The sequence below is a fragment of the Mycoplasma sp. CSL7503-lung genome (assembly GCF_025515455.1).
In the GTDB taxonomy this organism is placed as follows: Bacteria; Bacillota_I; Bacilli_A; order Mycoplasmatales; family Metamycoplasmataceae; genus Mycoplasmopsis.
This window is the reverse complement of the sequence record NZ_JAOPHP010000020.1, coordinates 1-18113: the sequence shown is the minus strand read 5'-3', so window position 1 is coordinate 18113 and position 18113 is coordinate 1. Positions and strand designations below refer to the sequence as shown.

The window sequence follows — 18113 nt, the reverse complement described above, 5'->3', positions numbered from 1 at the left end:
TTCCGAAGAACTCCGCTCGACATGCATGTATTAGGCACACAGCCAGCGTTCATCCTGAGCCAGGATCAAACTCTCGAAAAAATTGACTGTCATGTTTTATTGTATATATCTAGTTTTCAAAGAACTTATGCATCATTTTAACTTGTTGTTTTTAATGATTGCCTAACTATTATAACACCATATTTAGAAATGTAAAAATATTTTTTTATTTTTTTTCATAAATATCAATATCGAAAATATTTATCTTTCTAATTAAGTTTGTTTTTTCTTTTAAACCATTTTTTTGTAATGTTATTAACACGGCATTAAATTGTGTATTGTTTTGACTTACTAAGAATCTTTTTCTAGAGCTAGGATCCAACATCTTATCACGTACTTCTTGAAAATTTGCACCAATAGCAGAATCAATTGGACCAACGGTACCTACATCAGTAATATAACAAGTTCCTTTTGGTAAAACATGATCGTCATTTGTTTGAACATGAGTATGTGTCCCGCAGACTGCATCTATTGTTCCGTCCACTTCTAAACCAAGTACATATTTTTCGCTTGTTGTTTCTGCGTGAAAATCAATGAAGTGAAAATCTGTATCGTTATATTCCATTAATTTATGTGCTGATTTTAAAAAAGGTAAAGCTACAGATTCATTCCATGGGTGATTTAATTCATTAAAAGTATTTCCAAGTAATGAACTAACTCTTAATAAAAAATTCTTTAATTTAAAAACTGAAGTACCATGTCCTGGATAACTAGATTCAATATTGAAAGGTCTTATAATATCTTCATTCTCTATAATATTATATATATCCTCGTTTGCTCAAACGTGATTCCCCATTGTAAAACAATTAACACCAATTTTTTTTAATCTATTATAATCCTCTTGATCTAGACCTTTTCTACCTGTTACATTCTCACCTTGAGCAATAACAAAATCTATATTATTTTTTTTAATTAAATCTGGTAATATCTTTTCTACTGTTAATATTCCGGGGGTCCCAAAGATGTCTCCTATAAAAAGTATATTTATTTTATCTTGCATTTTATTCCTAACCACATTATAAAAAATAATTTAAAAGTCCGATTATTTTAATCTTTGTTAATATTATATATTTTAATTAAATTTAATAATAAAGTTTTTATTTTATTATTTCAATTTATAAACTTTGTTTTTTTAAATTTAAAAAATAAAAAAAATATTTTTAAAATTTCTTTGATTTTTTTTTATTGTGTTATAATAATTTAGCAACGAACGCAAAATATGCCCAGGTGGCGGAATGGTAGACGCAAGGGACTTAAAATCCCTCGATTGCAAAATCGTGCTGGTTCAAGTCCAGTTCTGGGTACCATTGTTATGCGTCCTTAGCTCAGCAGGTAGAGCAAATGGCTTTTAACCATTGGGTCAGAGGTTCGAATCCTCTAGGACGTACCATTTCAAGAAATTGACCAAATAAGCCGTTAGGCTTATTTTTTATTAAAAAACTACATTAGATAACTAGCGTAGTTTTTTAATATGATCGATTAAATCTCTATTAAAAATTATTTTTTCTAAATAATAATTTAAAACAGGTATAGATAAAGCAAATATTATAAATACAAAATAAATTATTAATTCGAATCAACCAGGAAATAGTATATTTGATCCTTTATAAAAAACGCCATAATTGTTTTTAAATTCTGAATTTAATAAATTAGAAAATATTGTTGAAAAATACGCCAACTCAATAGTTATAATTCCTAAAAAAGAAATTATTGATGCACTATAAAAAATAATTTTATTTATCTTATTTGTCTCGTTAATATTTTTTCTATTTTTAGAATATAAAACAATAATATATAAATATACTCCAAAAAATATAACAGTCGGATAATTACTAAACAAATCTAAAAAAGCATCTGTGTTCAATATTGAACTTAGACTTAATAAAATTATAAAATAAAACAAAAATATAACGGAACAATAAAGTAACGTTGCTTTTTTTATATTCATTTTTGTTAAAATGTATTTTGATCCAAAAAGTAGTTCGTTCGAAATTGTAGATTCTATTTCATTTTTATATGCAAATGTTAACCCGTTAATAACACCGAAAGTAGAAATCAATAATAATGTGTAAATAATTTTTTCGATAACTTTACCTAACGAACGTGGTAAGGAATCTAATAAAATACCTTCAACAGTCTTTGCATTATGTAATATAGATGATAGAGCTATCAATGTATATAATATAGTAATTGATATCATACCAACTATAACTATAATTGGCAATCTCTTTTCTGAATTTTTTATTTTTTTACCAAATGATCCTACTAATAAAAAAGCATCATAAGAAAATAATACGGCTGGTAATGCAATTATTACACCCTTAAGAGTAAATGAACCATTTATAAAAGCATTTACAGGCTGGTTTTCATTCGCTAAATTATGAGTATTTGCTAAAAAAATACCAATTAACATTACTGCAAATAGTGGGATAAATTTCAAAATTGTAACTACAAATTGAAATATGCCTGATGCACGTTGAGATATCAACACTAATGATAAAAAATAAAAACTAATAATTGCTCCAGCAATTAGATGAATTCAAATTTTGATTTTATTAAAATCAACTATTTTCATAACTGACAAGAAATAAAAAAATATTTCAGAACCAAAACTACCTAATATTGTAAAAAGTAAACCAAAATAAAAAACTGCATAAGTTATAGAAATGCCATAAGATGTAAATCCTGGCTTTAATTTATGCATTCAATTGGATATTCCTGAAAAACTTTTATTAGGCAATGATCCTATTTCTGAAAAACAAAGAGCAACTGAAATAGATATTACTCCCCCAATAATTCATGTTATTAATCAACTTAAACCGTTGTAATCTACAGATTTTCCAACAGATATATTTTTGAAGAAAATTCCAATACCTACAACAGTGCCAATTAACATCATTAATGATAGTAAAAATCCTATTTTTCTATTATTCTTCATTTTGCTCCTTAGTAATTATAATATTATAACTTTAAATGAAAATAACTTTATTTTTTAATTAAAAAATAAAAAAATAAGCCTAACGGCTTATTTGGTCAATTTCTTGAAATGGTGCGAACGAATGGACTCGAACCATCGACCTCACGATTATCAGTCGTGTGCTCTAACCAGCTGAGCTACGCTCGCATATATTGCTTTACTATTATAGCATATAAACCACAAGAGCAAAGCATTTTATTATTATAAAATTAACGTTTTGAGAATTGTCTTGCACGACGAGCTGCACGAAGTCCAGGTTTTTTACGTTCTTTAGCTCTAGCGTCTCTTGTTAGCATTCCAGCCGCTTTAAGAGTTGAACGATAGTCAGTACTTGCTTCTAATAAAGCACGAGCGATACCTAATCTAATTGCTCCAGCTTGACCGCTTAATCCACCACCTGCAACAACTACAGAAACATCAAATGTCCCTTTTGTTTCAGTTAAATCAAATGGTTGATTAGCGTCTTTTAAGTAAATATCTGATGTTAAGTATTCACGAGCTTCACGTTTATTAATTACGAATTTACCTGTTCCTGGTGTTAATCTAACACGTGCAACAGATGATTTTCTTCTTCCTAATCCACGGTATTCAATATTTTTACTCATAATTATTTAACCTCTAATCTTTCTGGGTTTTGTGCTTGTTGTTTATGTTCTGGTCCTGCATATACAAATAAGTTACGACGTTGTTTGTTACCAAGTTTTGTATGAGGAAGCATACCGCTTACAGCTTTTTCAATTAAAGCTGTAGGTCTTTTTACTCTTAATTTAGCTGCTGTAATACTTTTTAATCCACCAGGGTATCCTGAGTGTGAGTAGTAAATTTTTTGTTCTTCTTTTTTAGCAGTTAAAACGATTTTTTCAGCGTTAATAATAACTACATTATCTCCCATGTCAGCATTTGGAGTAAAATCAGGTTTGTTTTTTCCTCTTAATACAGAAGCAACATATGCTGCTAAACGTCCTAAAACTTGACCTTCAGCATCAATAACATATCACTTTTTATTTGCTTTTTGTGTATTAACAATTGTTGTTTGTCTCATACAACCTCCTACGTTAATTTTGAATTTTTTATGTTTTAATATTAAGTTGCCTTTTTATTATATCACAGATTTATTATTTAAATAATTTTTAATAACAAAATATATTTTTTTAAATTCTGAATAAATTACTAGGTTAATTGAAAGGATTATTGGCACAAACCAATATAACCAATTTTGGTTATAAACATCTAATGAAATAATTTTAAAAACACTTGATATTCCCGGTATAAAAGTTACTATCAACATAGATAGAACAGAAAATGAACTTGCAAGATAAACTAACTTATATTTTTTAAATTTTGAAAAAATAATTGACGATTTACTCATTAAATTTAACGAATTTAAACTTGCACCAATACCTAACGTAATGAACATAGCACTTGAAGTTAATTTAACAAAATCTTCAGAACTTATCTTTGTATTTTTTGCTAAGATTCCGACTAATCCGTATGACAATAAAGAAGCAAAAGAAAGAATAATACTTTGAATCATAAGCTCTTTAAACATACCGTTAGCAAAAATACTCTCATCTCTCTTTGTAGGTTTATTTTTCATAACATTTACATCTGTTGGGGTCATACCTAATGCTATAGAAGGTAAACCATGCGTTAATAAGTTTATTCACAGTAATTGAGATGCGGACAATATTATTACATTAGTGTTTTTAAATTGTTCTTTAAAAACGAACGAGAACACAAATAATCCGAATAACATTACAATAATTTCTGTTATTGAAGAAATTAATAAATTTAATATAACCGATTTTATTCTATAGTATGTTTCTCTACCGCTTTTAACAGCTTTAACTATTGTACTAAAATTGTCATCGGTTAAAATCATGTCAGCAGCTTGCTTAGAAACATCGGTTCCAGTTATACCCATTGCTATACCGCTATCGCTACGTTTAAGGGCAGGAGCGTCATTTACACCATCACCAGTCATAGCAACAACTTGGTTGTGTGATTGTCAAGCATTAACAATTCTTAATTTATCAGAAGGGGTCACACGAGCATAAACCGAAATATGTTTAACTTCTTTTTTTAGTTCTTCATCATCCATGTTCGACAATTCTAAACCAGTTATCGCTCTGTCTCCTTCAACAAAAATACCTAGTTCTTTTGCAATTGCAACAGCTGTTGTTAAATGATCTCCGGTAATCATTATAGGTTTAATTCCTGCTTCAAAACCTTGTTGAATACTTTCTTTAACTCCCACTCTAGCCGGATCTACCATCGCAATCAAACCAACAAATTCTAAGTCATTTTCATCACTAAAATCAATAACATCTTTTTTTATTACTTTTTTAGCTATTGCTAAGACTCTATAACTTTTGTTTGATAATTCTTCTACTTTTTCTTTATATGATTTATCTAAATTTCTTACTTTTGAGAAAATAACGTCTGGAGCACCCTTTGTTATCAAAAAGTTTTGATTATTTTCACTTAATAATACTGACATTAATTTTCTATCGCTATCAAATGGTAAAGAATGTATTTTTTGAAAATTATCATAAATATTTTGATCGTTTATATTATGATCGTTTGCGTAATATAAAATTCCGATTTCAGTTTGATCGCCAACTTCAACAAATTCACCTTTTTCGTTTTTATGAATTGTCGCATCACAACATGCAACAAAGTATTCTAAAACTTTATTATCGGTTAAAGTCTTATTATAGTTTATAAAATCTACAACTTTCATTTTATTTTCTGTTAATGTACCTGTTTTATCAGAACATATTATGCTTGTAGAACCGATTGTTTCTATTGCTGAAAATGATTTAATAATAACTTTTTCTCTAGTCATTCTGGCTACACCAATAGCTAATAAAACTGTTGTAAATGTTATTAAACCTTCAGGAATAGCCGCAACTGCTAGAGATATACCTATAACTGTTGCGTTTGAATATAATTCTGGTCTAGTTCAATTATTCGAGATAGATCCTTGTATAACTATTTGTAATAAAGCGGTAACAAAAAGTAAAATAATTCCTGCAATACCAAAAATTTTACTTAATTTGTTTAATTTTATTTGTAGTGGTGTTAAAGGCACTTTTTGTTCTTGAATTAAATTATTGATTTTACCTATTTCGGTTTGATCTCCAATAGCTGTTACAACAGCAACTGCTCTACCTTGAGTTGAGTATGTTCCTGAAAAAATTTTATTTTTTTGTTCCGCTAAATTAGTAGTTTCAGTAGAAATAAAATTTGCATCTTTCTCAACTGAAATCGATTCACCTGTTAAAGCTGACTCAACAACATAAAAAGAATATGATTCCACTAATTGTGCATCAACCGAAACAATATCACCTGCTTCGATAACTATTAAATCACCTACAACTAAATTAGATGAAGGGATAGTTAATAACTTGCCATCACGATAAACTTTAGAATATAGTTCATTACTTTTAGAAAGAGCTTTGACCGCTTGATTACTCTTTATTTCTTGATAAGTACCTAACATCGCGTTTAAGGCCACAACGATAAGTATTATAAATGGCTCAATAAAAGAAATTATTAACTCTGATGTTTTTTGGTTACTATTGGTTACTGCCTCATATATTGCTACTCCAAAACTGAATGCAGAGGCTATTAAAAGTAAAATAATCATAAAATCTTTAAATTGTTCAGCAAACATTTTAAAGATACTTTTTTCTTTCTTTACACTAATTTTGTTATAACCGTTTTTTTTGATTAACTTTTCTGCTTCTTTTGTCGTTAATCCTTTTTTGCTGATTATATATTCTTGATTAATCAAAACTCCTCCTTAATATTAATAAAATCATACTAAAAAGTATGACTTTATTATTTTTCTGATAATAATAAATCAGAAACACGTCTTGCCGCTATTGCACCATCTGATGCGGCAGTTACTATTTGACGAATTTCTTTTGCTCTAATGTCGCCCGCTGCAAAAACTCCAGGTAAAGAAGTTTCCATAAATTTATTTGTAACAATAAAACCTTTATCATCTAATATTTCTTTATTTTTTACAAAATCTGTTGATGGTTCCATACCAATATATGGGAAAAATGAAGCCACTTGAATTGTTGATGTAGTTCCATCTTTGTGTTCTATAATTGCATTTTCCAATGTTCCATCACCTTTAAGTGATAAAATTCTTGAATTCTTAAAAATTATAACATTTTCTTTTGCTAATAAATCATTAACAAGTCTTGGTTCTGCGTTAAAATCTTCATCTTTAATTACAACATATACTTTCGAAGCTATTGTAGATAAATAACTAGCTTCTTCAACAGCAGAATTCCCGTTTCCTAAAACTAATGAAGGTAAACCTTTAAATAAAGGACCATCACAAATGGCACAGAAACTAGCACCTCTATTTAGAAAACTTTGGAAGTTTTCAATAAAGTTAGGTTCAACATTTTTCATACCTGTTGAAATTAAAACAGTTTTTCCGTAAATAACATCTCCGTTTTCTAATCTAACTTCATTATCAAATTTTCCGTTATGTTTTAATTCAACCACTTTACCGTATTTATATACAGCTCCGTATTTTTTTGAATGGTTAAAAAAGTTTAAGGCTAATTGTCAACCTTCAATATTTTCAGTACCAATTCAGTTTTCTACTTTACTTGTTGTAGATAATTTCCCACCTGGTGCGCCTTTTTCAATAAAAATAACACTTAAATTAGCTCTTGACGCATAAATTGCTGCATTAAGACCTGCCGGTCCACCACCAATTATTACTAAATCATAAACTTTGTTTTGCATAATGCTCCTATTTATTTTTTAATTTTGAAATTATTTTCTTAAAAATATGTTTGAATGATGTTACATTTACATAAGATAAATAAATTTCAGGATTAGCATATTGATATGTTGTGATACTTTGAGTTTCTGATTTTTTAACTCTAATGTATTTTACTCTTCCAAAGAATTGATAATAAATTACTAAAAATGCTCCGAAGATTACAAAACCTAAAGCAACATATTCATATAATTTATATGATTCCTCACGTAAAGGTTCCATGCCCATACGAATTAAACCATATCAAACTAAATACATACCAATATTTACACCTGGTTTAAAAATTCAGAAATAGTTAAATATTCAAACTAAGATTAAATACCCAATTAAGTTCGCGATTGCCTCATATAAGAAAAGAGGATATCTATATGCAGCCTCAATACCTAATTGGTTAGTTACCGTATCACTAATATACATATTATCCGCAAACGTTTTTCCTCAAATTAAAGAGCTCGCTCCGGTTCAGTCTATTTTTCCGTAAACCTCATGGTTAGCATAATTACCAAAACGCCCAATAAATTGCCCTATTAAAATTGTAGGTATAATTAATGAACCTGCTTTTCTAATATCAACTACATCTCTTTTTGTATAAACGTAGGCTAAATCTACTATGATGGTTGTTATTAAACCACCCTGAATACTTAAACCACCTTCTCAAATTTTATACCACGCTGAGCCCTTAAATGGTTCATCTTGATAAATTAATTGTTCAATAATGTAACCAAAACGTGATCCTATAATACCCATAGGTATAGTAATTAAAATCAAAGTATAGACAACATCCATTTTTAATTTTTCTCTACGTCAAAAATAGATAACGGTAAGTATTGAAAGTAAATAACCCAACATCATTGTTAATGAGTAAGTTTGAATTTCAAAAGTACCAATTTGGATTAAAGGACTTCAAGGTCTACCTTCAAAAGCTGGTTGTGAAGGAATATATGATGCCATATTAGTCATTGCTTTTTAACCTCCTTTTTTCTATTTCGTCTAAAACATTAACTCCATCATGACGTGAAAGATACGAACTAACTGCTGCTTCAATTAAAGAGGCTGTTGAACCACCTTCTTTAATTGGTATTTGTATTTTCTTAATACTTCTTCCAAATATTGAATACTTAAGAAAATCAACACCTAAACGATCGAACTCTTGTTGTTTGTCAGTTCTAACTAATTCAACTACTAAATTAATAATTGATGAAGGTGCTACAGATCTAATTCCATAAGTATATTTAATATCAATAATTCCTATACCACGTACCTCTAAAAAATTACGTGTTATTTCAGGAGACCTACCAATAAATAAATTACCTGTATCTTTAATCAAAACAGAATCATCACTAATTAAAACATGTCCTTTTTGAACTAATTCTAAAGCTGCTTCTGATTTACCAACACCACTTGCCCCAATTATTAAAACTCCGGTTCCACCAATTAAAACTAAACAACCATGAATTTGTTTTTCTTCTGAAAAAAAATTGTTTAAATATGAACCAACATTCGTTGATATATATGAAGAACTAGTTTGTGATAGAGTTACGGGGACATTATAAGTATCGGCTACCTCAACTATTCACTCTAAAGCCGGTTTAGTAACACCTTTAGAAAGCATAACTAATGGTGGTTTTTGTTTAAAGATATGCTCTAAAGCTTCACATGCTCTAAATTTACCAATACCTTGAAACCAAAGCGATTCAGTAGTACCCCAAGCTATTACGTTGTTACTAATACGATCACTATTAACTTTTTCGGCCAAATCTAAGCCAACACGCTTAATTGCAGGTTGATAAATATCGTTATATTCAATACTTTCTTTGTTTTTGTTAATTATTTCCAAATTAAAAAAGTTAATTATTTTTTCGACATTAATCTTTTTTTTATTTTTCATTAGACCTCATTATAATATTAAATTTATATTAATTATACTTTATTTTAATTATTTCTACTTAATATTTTATTAAGGAATTGCCCTGTATAACTATTAGTATTTAGTGCAACTTGTTCAGGTGTTCCACTAGCAACAATTCTACCACCATTAACACCACCATCAGGACCTAAATCTATAATATAATCACAATTTTTAATTACATCTAAATTGTGTTCAATAACTAATACAGTATCTCCGTTATCTACAATTCTATTTAAAATTGTAATTAATTTTTTAACATCATGAACATGTAAACCTGTTGTTGGTTCATCTAAGACATATACAGTTTTTCCGGTAGGTCTTTTTTGTAGGTATGTAGCCAATTTAACTCTTTGAGCCTCACCTCCTGACATTGTTGTTGACATTTGACCTAATTTTATGTATCCTAAACCGACATCTTTTAGATATTTTAATTTATCAACTATTTTAGGGTGTCTCTCAAAGAATATAAAAGCTTCATCTACGCTCATATCTAAAATATCATTAATATTTTTGTTATGATATTTTATTTCTAAAGTCTCTTTATTATAGCGTTTTCCTTCACATTGATCACAAGCAATATAAACATCGGGTAAGAAGTGCATTTCAATCTTTTGATATCCATCTCCTGAGCACTTTTCACATCTACCACCAGGTGTATTAAAACTGAAACGACCTTTTAAATATCCTCTTATTCTAGATTCTTCTACATTAGCATAAACATCTCTAATATCATCAAAAACCCCTGTATATGTGGCCGGATTACTTCTTGGAGTTCTACCTATTGGCGTTTGTGAAATAGGAACTACTTTATCAACGTTTACTAATCCTTTAATACTATCAAACTTAATTTTTTTATTCAATTTAGAGGCATCTTTAGAAATCATATGTTGAATTCCGGAAACTAAAATATCATTAACTAAGGTGCTTTTCCCAGAACCTGAAACGCCTGTTACACCGACTAATTTACCTAACGGTATTGTTACATTTATATTTTTTAAATTATTTTGTTTTGCTCCTATAATTTCAATTTTTTGACCATTTCCACTTCTTCTAGTTTTAGGAACCTCAATTTTCCACTCACCTGATAAATATTTTCCGGTAATAGATCTTGTCTCTCGAATAATATCTTCCAATTGTCCGTTTGCGACAATCTCTCCACCTTCGGCCCCTGCCAAAGGTCCAATATCAACGATATAATCAGCAGCAAACATAGTGTCTTCATCATGTTCGACAACAATTAAAGTATTACCTAAATCAACCATTTTTCTAAGAGTATCTATTAATTTCAAATTATCTTTTTGATGTAAACCTATTGATGGTTCATCTAAAACATATAAAACTCCACTTAAATTCGAACCAATCTGAGTCGCTAACCTAATTCTTTGAGCTTCACCACCCGAAAGTGTTTCGGCACTACGGTCAAGGGTTAAATATTCCAAACCAACATCTTTTAAAAATTTTAAACGATCTAAAATTTCTTTCACAACAAGCGAACTAATTTTAGTTTCGGACTCATCTAATTTTGAGACCGCATCTTCTACTTTTATTAATAAATCTCCGATGGTACTTTTAATATAATCAAAAATATTTTGATTGTCTACTCTAACACTTAAAGCTTCTTGATTTAATCTTGCTCCCTTACATTTTAAACAAGTGAATACACCCATATATTTTTTTAAATAATCTCTACGATTATCTGAAGAAGTTTCATAATATGCTCTTTCAATCATGGTCATAATTCCGGGAACAGATTGTTTTTTGCGATATTTATTTCCTGAAGTAGACTCTAAAACAAACTCTATTTCGTCATCTTCACTACCGTAAAGTATTCTTCTAAACTGCTCTTGACTCATCTCATCAATAGGTAAATCAAAAGGAACTTTATAATGTTCTAGCATTCTCGCGTATCTTTGTCATTCTAAATTAGATGTATTAACTGTATTTTCGAAATATTTAATCGCACCATGTTCAATAGTTCTTCAAGTTTCAGGTATCAATATATCAACATCAGGTTTAAATTCAACTCCTAAACCTTTGCAATTCTCACACATCCCATAAGGTGCGTTAAATGAAAACAGTCTTGTTTCAATTTTTTTAATTGAAAAATCCTTATAAATACATGCATGCAATTTTGAAAATAATTCAATTTTATTTGTTGAAAGATATTCTACTTTTACATAGCCTTCTGATTTTTCAGTCGCAATATCAATAGCTTCTGAAATTCTATTATAGTTATTTTCATTTACAACTACACGATCAATAACTAAATCAATAGTATGTTTTGTATTTTTATCAAGAAGAATCTTGTCGTCTAACTTATATAAAATTCCATCTACTTTTACCCTAAGGTACATTTCTTTTCTTAATTTTTCAAGTAAATTTTGGTGAGTACCTTTTTCATTATCAATTAATGGAGCATAAATAATTAATTGTGTATTTTCTCCATATTCATAAATAGATTTTAAAATACTTTTTGTAGTTTGTGAAGTTATCTCAATATTGTGTCTTGGACAATAAGCTTTACCAATTGTAGCAAAAAGAAGTCTAAAATAATCATATATTTCTGTTACTGTTCCTACTGTTGAACGTGGATTATTATTAACTGTTTTTTGCTCAATAGAAATTGAAGGGCTCAAACCATCTATTTTATCTACATTTGGTTTTTTAGTTCCACCTAAAAACATTCTGGAATACGAACTAAGTGAATCAACATATCTACGTCTACCTTCTTCATAAATAGTATTAAAAGCAAGAGAACTTTTACCACTACCACTAAGGCCTGTAAATACAACTAATTTATTTTTAGGAATTGTTAAATCAACATTTTTAAGGTTATTCTCTCTAGCACCTTTTATAATTAAAAAATCATTTTTCATATCTTTTTACCTCTTTAATATATATTTTAACAATTATTTAAATAATAATTTATAAATTAGATTATTACTTTTATTAAAAAAACTAACAAAATTAATTTTTGTTTAATATTGTTAGTTTTTATTTAGTTTGCCTTGTTTTTGGGTATTATCGGCTAAAATTTTAATTTTAGACATAATTGTGCTGATAGTTGACACACTCAATTTTTCTATTAATTTATCATTTAATATTCAATTATTATAATCCTTAAAAAATTCAATTGAAATATACTCCAAAATGATACCTTTTTCTATTCGTTCTTTCAAAAAATGATCTTTATCGTCGTTTGATAATTTAAATGGTTGTCCATCCGCAACATAAGCGTTGTTATATCAAACATAATAAATATTGTCTTTGGAATAAATTTTGTATTTTTTAACCAAAAATAAAGATGCTTTATCGTAATCAATGCCTTTTTTATCAGAGGTTAATAATTTTTTATAATCATTAACTTTGATTTTAATCTTTTTATAATATTCATTTGATCTGATACTTTTAAAAATTAAATTATCAATTTCTTCGTAATTCAAAGGTTTTTCTAGTATAAAATCATTGATAACTCGCACTAATCTTTCGTAATCTTCATCCTTAAATTCATGATCATTCTGAAATTGATTAATAATATTTTCATTAAATTTAGAAAATCTACTAGTACCTCATTTTAAATTAGTAACATAAGCTCACAAATTAACAGCTCTTTGTTTGTAAACTTCTCTTTCGAACTTATCAAAATAGTTTAAAACACCATTTAATGACGCTCATTTCTTGTCATAAATCTTTGCAAATAAAATATCTATTGTTGGTAATTTTTTATCAAAATTATTATATATGTAAGTAGATTTGATAATAGCAACTCTATTAGTTAAAACTTTTGCTCTTATTCCTGATACTGTAGTATAAACGCTTTTATCTTTGTAATTTTTAAGAGTTGCTAATGTTTGTTTAAAATAAAAAGTAAACGATCTTTTTTTATAATCATATGTATAAACCAAGTTTGATAAGTAACCATCGTTATAGAGTTTTTTCAAAAATGTTACCGCTCTATAATCATCAATATATATACATAATATTTTTTTATCTATCTTAGATGATATGATTATATCTGTATTTAAATTATTTAGAATTTCTTTCAAAGTTAAATCATTTATATTATCCATTTCGTTGTCATTTCCTCTATTTAAAATGTTTGATAATTCAGGTCAAATACTTAATAATTCTTTATTATTCATGTTATAATATCCTTTAAATTTAACTATTAGATAAATTGTTTTTAATATATTAGTATTATATCAATTATGTAAATATAATAATCTTAAATAAAAAAGTTATCATAATCAAATGTCTTGACTATGATAACGAATTGTTGTATTGCTTAAAAATAGTATAGCACTAAAGTTAGAATAACCAATAAAGAGTTTTTAGAATTGTGTTGTATTGCTTAAAAATAGTATAGCACTAAAGTTTAAAAGACTTTTATCGTTTTTATTAGTAAGTGTTGTATTGCTTAAAAATAGTATAGCACTAAAGTATTGCCCTTTTCCATTTTTGGTTAGAACTGGTGTTGTATTGCTTAAAAATAGTATAGCACTAAAGTCTGTATTTATTTTGTAATCATTTGAATTTGGTGTTGTATTGCTTAAAAATAGTATAGCACTAAAGTGCTAGTTCAACAGCAATACAAGACGAATTAGTGTTGTATTGCTTAAAAATAGTATAGCACTAAAGTTAAAGATTTCTAATGTTTCATTCTTTCTATGTGTTGTATTGCTTAAAAATAGTATAGCACTAAAGTCTATCACATCTTTTTTATGTCTTAAATAGTGTGTTGTATTGCTTAAAAATAGTATAGCACTAAAGTAATGTCGATATTTTAATTGCGGTTAATGGTGTGTTGTATTGCTTAAAAATAGTATAGCACTAAAGTTCATATTATTGGTATTGGGTTTGAAAAGAAGTGTTGTATTGCTTAAAAATAGTATAGCACTAAAGTGGGAGAAATTAAGTTAGTTGACCCACACATGTGTTGTATTGCTTAAAAATAGTATAGCACTAAAGTGAGTGTATAAAAGTTTTGTTTATTTAAATGGTGTTGTATTGCTTAAAAATAGTATAGCACTAAAGTGCCACAATTGCGTTTTGATAAATTTCTTCAATGTGTTGTATTGCTTAAAAATAGTATAGCACTAAAGTTATAACCTGAATGTTCAATACTACTATTTAGTGTTGTATTGCTTAAAAATAGTATAGCACTAAAGTATTCCAAAATGTTATTTATTGTTAGGTCATAGTGTTGTATTGCTTAAAAATAGTATAGCACTAAAGTTTTCATTTTTATATTTATTTTTTGTGCTGTGTGTTGTATTGCTTAAAAATAGTATAGCACTAAAGTAATATCCAACATTGGATAATCCAAAAATTGGTGTTGTATTGCTTAAAAATAGTATAGCACTAAAGTCAGAAGATGAACGTGAAATTAGTTTTTCAAGTGTTGTATTGCTTAAAAATAGTATAGCACTAAAGTCAATGACTAGTTTAAAAAAATATGAAGCATGTGTTGTATTGCTTAAAAATAGTATAGCACTAAAGTCTTTAGGTATGTGATAAACCCCATCTGTGTTGTGTTGTATTGCTTAAAAATAGTATAGCACTAAAGTTAGCATTAGCAATGGGAGTCGCAGCGTTAGGTGTTGTATTGCTTAAAAATAGTATAGCACTAAAGTTTAGACCCATACTTTTAGACTCTTTAACTTGTGTTGTATTGCTTAAAAATAGTATAGCACTAAAGTCTCTTTCTTTAAAAACATATACTTTATTTCTGTGTTGTATTGCTTAAAAATAGTATAGCACTAAAGTTTTTCCTATTTTCGACTTCTAACGGCTCAAGTGTTGTATTGCTTAAAAATAGTATAGCACTAAAGTAAAATGATTCTTCTCTACCAATTTGTTTTAGTGTTGTATTGCTTAAAAATAGTATAGCACTAAAGTACAATTTAATATTAAACTGTTTTGTATATTGTGTTGTATTGCTTAAAAATAGTATAGCACTAAAGTAATGTGCACGATCTAAAATAACATAATCGTGTGTTGTATTGCTTAAAAATAGTATAGCACTAAAGTTATTTGTTAAAGTTGTTGCTAAAACATTTTGTGTTGTATTGCTTAAAAATAGTATAGCACTAAAGTGTACTTGAATTAATGCCTAATTGCTTACCTGTGTTGTATTGCTTAAAAATAGTATAGCACTAAAGTAAATACTTTTAAATATTTTTTGGTTCGCAAGTGTTGTATTGCTTAAAAATAGTATAGCACTAAAGTTGCCAACTAAATTTCAAACACCTTCTTTTGGTGTTGTATTGCTTAAAAATAGTATAGCACTAAAGTAAATATTGTTTTGATAATTAAATATAAATTGTGTTGTATTGCTTAAAAATAGTATAGCACTAAAGTAATGCGGCGACCCCCATTGCTAACGCGACAGTGTTGTATTGCTTAAAAATAGTATAGCACTAAAGTTAATTTTTAATTTAATTGTGACTTCTTCGTGTGTTGTATTGCTTAAAAATAGTATAGCACTAAAGTGTGGCAAACCTGATATTTTAATGCGTTTATGTGTTGTATTGCTTAAAAATAGTATAGCACTAAAGTTATATTACTTTAAAAGCATCTTGACCTTCGGTGTTGTATTGCTTAAAAATAGTATAGCACTAAAGTGTGTTAGCAACCTTGACTGGTACGAATGTTGTGTTGTATTGCTTAAAAATAGTATAGCACTAAAGTGAACAATAAGCTATTCATAGCATTAAGCATGTGTTGTATTGCTTAAAAATAGTATAGCACTAAAGTATATTGTGTATGTGTATGTGTGTATGTATAGTGTTGTATTGCTTAAAAATAGTATAGCACTAAAGTAATTCTCTAATTCTTTAAAAATATCGTTAAGTGTTGTATTGCTTAAAAATAGTATAGCACTAAAGTGAGCATTGCTACTAGTTTGTGCTGTGTTTAGTGTTGTATTGCTTAAAAATAGTATAGCACTAAAGTGAAACATTAGCAGCATTGGAGGATCCGTTTGTGTTGTATTGCTTAAAAATAGTATAGCACTAAAGTGAGTGTGAGTTTATACTAATAAAACAGAATGTGTTGTATTGCTTAAAAATAGTATAGCACTAAAGTACACTTTTTTCATTATATGACTCAATCTCTGTGTTGTATTGCTTAAAAATAGTATAGCACTAAAGTTTATTTCGTTTTCGCTAAAAACATTATTTTGTGTTGTATTGCTTAAAAATAGTATAGCACTAAAGTCAATTAAACTTGATAATATAAAATAATCTAGTGTTGTATTGCTTAAAAATAGTATAGCACTAAAGTTGAGCGGAGTATTAGCGCTTAAACACGCATGTGTTGTATTGCTTAAAAATAGTATAGCACTAAAGTTTTTGTTGCTAACTATTCTAATAGAGTTATGTGTTGTATTGCTTAAAAATAGTATAGCACTAAAGTTTTCACGCACTAAGTGCCTAAAATTAACCTGTGTTGTATTGCTTAAAAATAGTATAGCACTAAAGTATATAATATACGCGCGTACGCGTCCTTATAAGTGTTGTATTGCTTAAAAATAGTATAGCACTAAAGTTTAATCTATGTTTAAAAGCTTGTAATTCGTGTGTTGTATTGCTTAAAAATAGTATAGCACTAAAGTTAGCTGTTGAAAAATAGTTAGTTGTTACAAGTGTTGTATTGCTTAAAAATAGTATAGCACTAAAGTTATTTTATTTATTTCTACTTTTAAATTAAGGTGTTGTATTGCTTAAAAATAGTATAGCACTAAAGTTATTATATTTTTGAAAGGAGTTGGTGCTTTGTGTTGTATTGCTTAAAAATAGTATAGCACTAAAGTGATGAAACAAGCCCACATATTCATATTATAGTGTTGTATTGCTTAAAAATAGTATAGCACTAAAGTACTAATTATTTTGATGATACTTTTGCGCGAGTGTTGTATTGCTTAAAAATAGTATAGCACTAAAGTACATGTCATTATCTAAAAAATTATTTTGATGTGTTGTATTGCTTAAAAATAGTATAGCACTAAAGTGTTTATAAATTTTAAAATTTAATTGTTTTAGTGTTGTATTGCTTAAAAATAGTATAGCACTAAAGTCTAATATCTGAAAAGGTAATTATTTAAATAAGTGTTGTATTGCTTAAAAATAGTATAGCACTAAAGTTTTTAACATATTCAGAAAATTCTTTAACAGGTGTTGTATTGCTTAAAAATAGTATAGCACTAAAGTGTCAAATTTAATAAAATTTATAAAAATTATCTTAATTAGGGGCTATGAAATCAAAGTAGGTTGATTACATTTGAAATTATTATATCACATCAATTAAGTTAGTTTAAAAATAAATATTTAATTTAATAAATATTTGGGTCATTCCTTAGAATGACCGTCGTCTGA

At 27.9% G+C, this 18113-nt stretch carries 10 protein-coding genes, 3 tRNA genes, 1 rRNA gene and 1 CRISPR repeat array; of the genes, 2 read left to right on the top strand and 12 right to left on the bottom strand.

Features of this window, described 5'->3' with window-relative positions; genetic code table 4:
- Both N9R85_RS03160 and N9R85_RS03155 read right to left on the bottom strand, forming a co-directional pair.
- A 16S ribosomal RNA gene (locus N9R85_RS03160) occupies nucleotides 1-81 on the bottom strand; the annotation flags it as partial.
- A 124-nt stretch (nucleotides 82-205) separates the two neighbouring features.
- Nucleotides 206-1039: a TIGR00282 family metallophosphoesterase gene (locus N9R85_RS03155; protein WP_262858551.1), complete on the bottom strand. Its 834-nt coding sequence runs from the start codon at nucleotides 1037-1039 to the stop codon at nucleotides 206-208.
- Between the two features lie 221 nt (nucleotides 1040-1260).
- Between N9R85_RS03155 and N9R85_RS03150 the strand changes: the two genes are divergently transcribed.
- Nucleotides 1261-1346, top strand: a tRNA-Leu gene (locus N9R85_RS03150).
- 7 nt (nucleotides 1347-1353) lie between these two features.
- Nucleotides 1354-1429 (top strand) — tRNA-Lys (locus tag N9R85_RS03145).
- Between the two features lie 63 nt (nucleotides 1430-1492).
- Here the strand turns inward: N9R85_RS03145 and N9R85_RS03140 are convergent.
- From N9R85_RS03140 to N9R85_RS03095, 10 genes are all read right to left on the bottom strand, one after another.
- On the bottom strand, nucleotides 1493-2977 hold the full coding sequence (locus tag N9R85_RS03140) for an APC family permease (RefSeq protein ID WP_262858550.1): 1485 nt from the start codon (nucleotides 2975-2977) through the stop codon (nucleotides 1493-1495).
- 109 nt (nucleotides 2978-3086) lie between these two features.
- Nucleotides 3087-3163: transfer RNA gene (locus tag N9R85_RS03135), tRNA-Ile, on the bottom strand.
- 62 nt (nucleotides 3164-3225) lie between these two features.
- Nucleotides 3226-3621 carry a 30S ribosomal protein S9 gene (rpsI, locus tag N9R85_RS03130; RefSeq protein WP_262858549.1) on the bottom strand — a complete coding sequence of 132 codons (396 nt, stop codon included), beginning with the start codon at nucleotides 3619-3621 and terminating at the stop codon, nucleotides 3226-3228.
- A gap of 2 nt (nucleotides 3622-3623) precedes the next feature.
- Nucleotides 3624-4058 (bottom strand): 50S ribosomal protein L13, encoded by a 435-nt coding sequence (rplM, locus tag N9R85_RS03125; protein ID WP_205852188.1) that lies wholly within the window; start codon nucleotides 4056-4058, stop codon nucleotides 3624-3626.
- Nucleotides 4059-4115: 57 nt separating this feature from the next.
- A complete protein-coding gene (locus N9R85_RS03120; RefSeq protein ID WP_262858548.1) occupies nucleotides 4116-6815 on the bottom strand; it encodes a cation-translocating P-type ATPase in 2700 nt (899 codons plus the stop codon).
- Nucleotides 6816-6862: 47 nt separating this feature from the next.
- Complete coding sequence (locus N9R85_RS03115; protein WP_396888761.1) at nucleotides 6863-7792, bottom strand: NAD(P)/FAD-dependent oxidoreductase; 930 nt, start codon at nucleotides 7790-7792, stop codon at nucleotides 6863-6865.
- A gap of 7 nt (nucleotides 7793-7799) precedes the next feature.
- Complete coding sequence (gene lgt / locus N9R85_RS03110) at nucleotides 7800-8789, bottom strand: prolipoprotein diacylglyceryl transferase (protein WP_262858547.1); 990 nt, start codon at nucleotides 8787-8789, stop codon at nucleotides 7800-7802.
- Complete coding sequence (gene hprK, locus N9R85_RS03105) at nucleotides 8782-9717, bottom strand: HPr(Ser) kinase/phosphatase (protein WP_262858546.1); 936 nt, start codon at nucleotides 9715-9717, stop codon at nucleotides 8782-8784. The genes lgt and hprK overlap by 8 nt, the downstream gene beginning before the upstream one ends.
- Before the next feature lie 44 nt (nucleotides 9718-9761).
- Entirely contained in the window at nucleotides 9762-12614 is a 2853-nt protein-coding gene (uvrA, locus tag N9R85_RS03100) for an excinuclease ABC subunit UvrA (protein ID WP_262858545.1), read from the bottom strand.
- A gap of 111 nt (nucleotides 12615-12725) precedes the next feature.
- Nucleotides 12726-13880 (bottom strand): hypothetical protein, encoded by a 1155-nt coding sequence (locus N9R85_RS03095; RefSeq protein WP_262858544.1) that lies wholly within the window; start codon nucleotides 13878-13880, stop codon nucleotides 12726-12728.
- A gap of 131 nt (nucleotides 13881-14011) precedes the next feature.
- Nucleotides 14012-17948: a CRISPR direct-repeat array (repeat unit 36 nt; unit sequence GTGTTGTATTGCTTAAAAATAGTATAGCACTAAAGT).
- Between the last annotated feature and the right edge of the window lie 165 nt (nucleotides 17949-18113).